Below are 3,846 nucleotides of genomic sequence, written 5' to 3' on the forward strand. Positions count from 1 at the left end.
CCCATTTCATGAAACTCGTGCCGCCGACGGATCATAAATTCGCTGCCCTCCACGGCGCCGTCTGGTCTGGTGGCTCCTTCGTCTACGTACCGGCCGGTGTCGATGTGTCCATTCCCCTGCAGAGCTATTTCCGTCTCAATGCACCGGGAGCAGGCCAGTTCGAACACACCATGATCATCGTCGAAAAAGGTGCCAAAGTCCACTTCATTGAAGGCTGTTCGGCACCGAAATACAACGTGGCCAACCTCCATGCCGGCTGCGTCGAACTCTTCATAGGTGACGATGCTACGCTGACCTATTCGACAATCGAAAACTGGTCCAAAAATATGTACAACCTCAATACGAAACGGGCCATTGTCGGCAAGAACGGGACCATCAACTGGGTCACCGGTTCCTTTGGATCCCATACGTCCTGTCTCTATCCTATGAGTATCCTCCAGGGAGAAGGGGCACACTGCGAATTCACGGGCGTAACCTTTGCCGGTAAGGGACAATATCTCGATACGGGTTCCAAGGTCGTCCACAATGCGCCTCATACGTCGAGCAACATCAATTCCAAATCCATCAGCAAGAGCGGCGGTGTCTGCATTTACCGAGGCAGCGTCGTCATCAATCCCAAGGCAGAAGGAGCCAAGGCCAACGTCAGCTGTGAATCGCTCATGCTGGATGAACAGTCCCAGTCTGATACGATCCCGGCTATCGTCGTCAAGAACGACAACATCGACCTGGGCCATGAAGCCTCTATCGGCCGTATTTCCGACGAAGCGATTTTCTATCTCATGAGCCGCGGCCTCAGCGAAGATGAAGCCCGGGCCATGCTCGTACGGGGATTCGTAGAACCGGTTTCCAAGGCACTGCCATTAGAATATGCCGTTGAAATGAATAACCTGATCAACCTCGAACTCAAAGGTTCGTTGAAATAAGGGAGGAGGAGAAGAATGGCAAAAGATAAAGTAGTCGTACAATATAATCAGCTTCCGCGTCCTACCTTCCGCTGGATGAAAGTCAATCACCTCGATTTAGAACCACTGGCACAGAAATCCGTGCCCTCCTATACACCGGCTGAACGTCATACCGGCGATGCTGCCGTATCCTTTTATACGGGCCGGCAGGTACCGGATTTGGGGGACTTCCAGGGATCCAATGAAAAAGACCTGAACAAGGCCCTCGATGAAAGCAATACGGGCTGTGCCGTAACGGTCGGTGCAGGCCAGAAAGGTGCCGTATGGCTTGACTATACGGTCAGTGCTGCCGTCCCGCAGATTACGGGCCAGCTCACCATTCAGGCCGGAGATCACAGCGACCTCACCGTATATCTGATTTTTGACGGCGATGCTGCCGGTGGATATGTTAATTTCCTGACCTATGTCAAGACAGGCGAACAGGCTCACGTTAAAATCAGCAAAGTACAGCTCCACGGCCATCACGTCCGCCACGTGGAACACCGCTATGCCGATGCCGGTAAGGAAAGCACAATCGATTATGTCAGTGCGGAAATCGGCGCCAAGGCGGCTATCGTCTACTATAAGACAGACCTGATGCACGATGAAAGCAATTTCAACAGTCAGGCCATGTATCTGGGAAATGATGACCAGATTGTCGATTTTTCCTACTGGGTACCGACAAAAGGCGTCAAGACCAATACGGACATCGTGACGACAGGTGCCCTTCTCGATACGTCGAAGAAATACTTCCGCGGCACCATTGATTTCCTCCGCGGTGGCAAAAAGGCCGTCGGGTCCGAATCGGATACATGCATCCTTTTGAGCCCCAACGTCCATTCCATTTCGGTTCCCTTGCTGCTTTGCAAGGAAGACGACGTCGTCGGCAACCATGCATCCAGTGCCGGCCAGATCGATAAGGACAAGCTGTTCTACCTCATGAGCCGCGGCTTCAATGAAGCAGGAGCCCAGCTGATCATCGTCGAATCCAATATCCGCCCGGTCATCGATAAACTGGGTGATACTGATTTAGAAAATAAAGTTCTGCAGGCTGTACGGGAAAAGATGCAGTTCTGCTATAAGAAAGGTGATTGCCATGCTAAATGTACGCAAAGATTTCCCCATCTTGACTAAAGTCCACAATGGTCATCAGATTGTTTATTTTGACAATGCGGCAACGACGCAGAAGCCCTATCAGGTCATTCATGCCATCGTGGATCTCCTGGAACATCACAATGGCAATCCCCATCGCGGTGCCCATATCCTGAGCATCGAAGCCGGTGAAGTCTATGATGAAGCCCGCGAAGCCGTACGGCGCTTCATCAATGCCGCATCGAGTGAAGAAGTCGTCTTCGTGCGCAATACGACGGAAGCCCTGAACCTCATTGCCCGCAGCTACGCCGAACCGAAACTGAAAAAAGGCGATAAAATCGTCATTCCTATTTCGGAACATCATTCCAATCTGGTTACCTGGCAGCGCGTCTGCCAGAAGACCGGAGCTGAACTGGTCTATATGTATCTCGACAAGGAAGGCCATTTTACGGAAGAAGACCTGGCTAAGATTGATGACAAGACGAAAATCGTTTCCTTTGCCGCCGTCAGCAATGTCTTTGGCATGAAACGGCCTGTAAAGGACATCGTTGCCAGAGCTCATGCCGTAGGAGCCATTGCCATCGTCGATGGCGCCCAGTCCACGCCTCATATGAAGACGGACGTACAGGACCTGGATTGTGATTTCTTCGTATTCTCCGGCCACAAGATGTGCGGCTCGGCCAGCACGGGCGTACTCTATGGCAAGAAAGCCATCCTGGAAGGAATGGAACCGTTCCTCCTGGGCGGCGATATGATCGAATACGTTCAGGAACAGTCCACGACGTTCAATGAACTGCCCTTTAAATTCGAAGCCGGCTCCCAGAACGTAGAAGGTGCCGTCGCCCTCCACGCCGCTATCGATTATCTGGAAGACATCGGCATGGACAATATCGAATCCCATGAATACGAACTGACGAAACACTGCCTGGAAGGGATGAAGAAGATTCCCCATATCCACATTATCGGCAGCACCGATCCGGAAGAAAAGACGGGCGTCATTACCTTTACCATCGACGGTGTCCATCCTCATGATGCGGCTACCATCCTCGACAGCTTCGGCATTGCCATCCGTTCGGGCCACCATTGTGCCCAGCCGCTCGGTGCTCATCTCGGCGTAGAAGCGTCCAACCGCGCCAGCTTCTATATCTACAATACCCTCGAAGAAGTGGATTACTTCCTTGAAAAACTGCCTCTCGTCCGCAAGCAGATGGGCTTCAACGATTAAGGAGATAAAAAGTCATGGAAAATATGAATGAATTGTATTCCGACATCATCCTGGAACACAACCAGTGTCAGGAAAACAAGCATCCCCTCGATGGTGCCAACCTCAGCGAACACGGCCATAACCCGAGCTGTGGCGACGATATTACCCTGCAGGCTGATATTCAGGACGGGGTCATCAAAGATGCCGCCTATACAGGCCATGGCTGTGCCATCAGCCAGGCTTCGGCTGATATCATGATCGACCTCATCAAGGGCAAGACCGTCGAAGAAGCGCTGCGCCTGGTCAACCTCTTCCTGGAAATGATCAAGCGGGAAGTGACTGACGATGACAAGCTGGAAGAACTGGAAGATGCTATTGCCCTCAAGAACATTTCCAACATGCCGGCCCGTGTCAAGTGCGCCGTCCTGGCATGGCATACGCTGAAAGACGCCCTGGAACGGGAAGAAAAGTAGTGGCTAGCATTTAGCAGTCAGCGGTTGACTGTTAGCAGTGCTGTATATGAAAAACAGGCTGTTCCATTAAGTAACCGTGCTTAGTGGAACAGCCTGTTTTGGCATTTACGTGATAAGTCAGACAGCCAGTATCAAA

4 protein-coding genes are annotated in these 3,846 nt (G+C 51.8%); all 4 read left to right on the top strand.

Features of this window, described 5'->3' with window-relative positions; all coding sequences use genetic code 11:
- Positions 1-923: Fe-S cluster assembly protein SufB (gene sufB / locus DBO31_RS06965; protein WP_150824784.1), on the top strand; the 923-nt coding region annotated here is incomplete at its 5' end.
- 15 nt (positions 924-938) lie between these two features.
- Entirely contained in the window at positions 939-2,075 is a 1,137-nt protein-coding gene (locus DBO31_RS06970) for a SufD family Fe-S cluster assembly protein (protein ID WP_059077330.1), read from the top strand.
- Entirely contained in the window at positions 2,038-3,258 is a 1,221-nt protein-coding gene (locus tag DBO31_RS06975) for an aminotransferase class V-fold PLP-dependent enzyme (protein ID WP_075582157.1), read from the top strand. Before DBO31_RS06970 ends, DBO31_RS06975 begins: the two co-directional genes overlap by 38 nt.
- Positions 3,259-3,272: 14 nt before the next feature.
- The gene (gene sufU / locus DBO31_RS06980; RefSeq protein WP_059077328.1) at positions 3,273-3,710 is read left to right on the top strand and encodes a Fe-S cluster assembly sulfur transfer protein SufU; all 438 of its coding nucleotides are present in this window, start codon (positions 3,273-3,275) and stop codon (positions 3,708-3,710) included.
- Positions 3,711-3,846: the final 136 nt, after the last annotated feature.

The sequence above is a fragment of the Megasphaera sp. DJF_B143 genome, from assembly GCF_900320625.1.
GTDB classification, from domain to species: Bacteria; Bacillota; Negativicutes; order Veillonellales; family Megasphaeraceae; genus Megasphaera; species Megasphaera hexanoica.

Coding starts and splice junctions, on each gene's coding strand:
- DBO31_RS06970 (WP_059077330.1), top strand. CDS start 939: ATGGCAAAAGATAAAGTAGTCGTACAATATAATCAGCTTCCGCGTCCT.
- DBO31_RS06975 (WP_075582157.1), top strand. CDS start 2,038: ATGCTAAATGTACGCAAAGATTTCCCCATCTTGACTAAAGTCCACAAT.
- sufU (WP_059077328.1), top strand. CDS start 3,273: ATGGAAAATATGAATGAATTGTATTCCGACATCATCCTGGAACACAAC.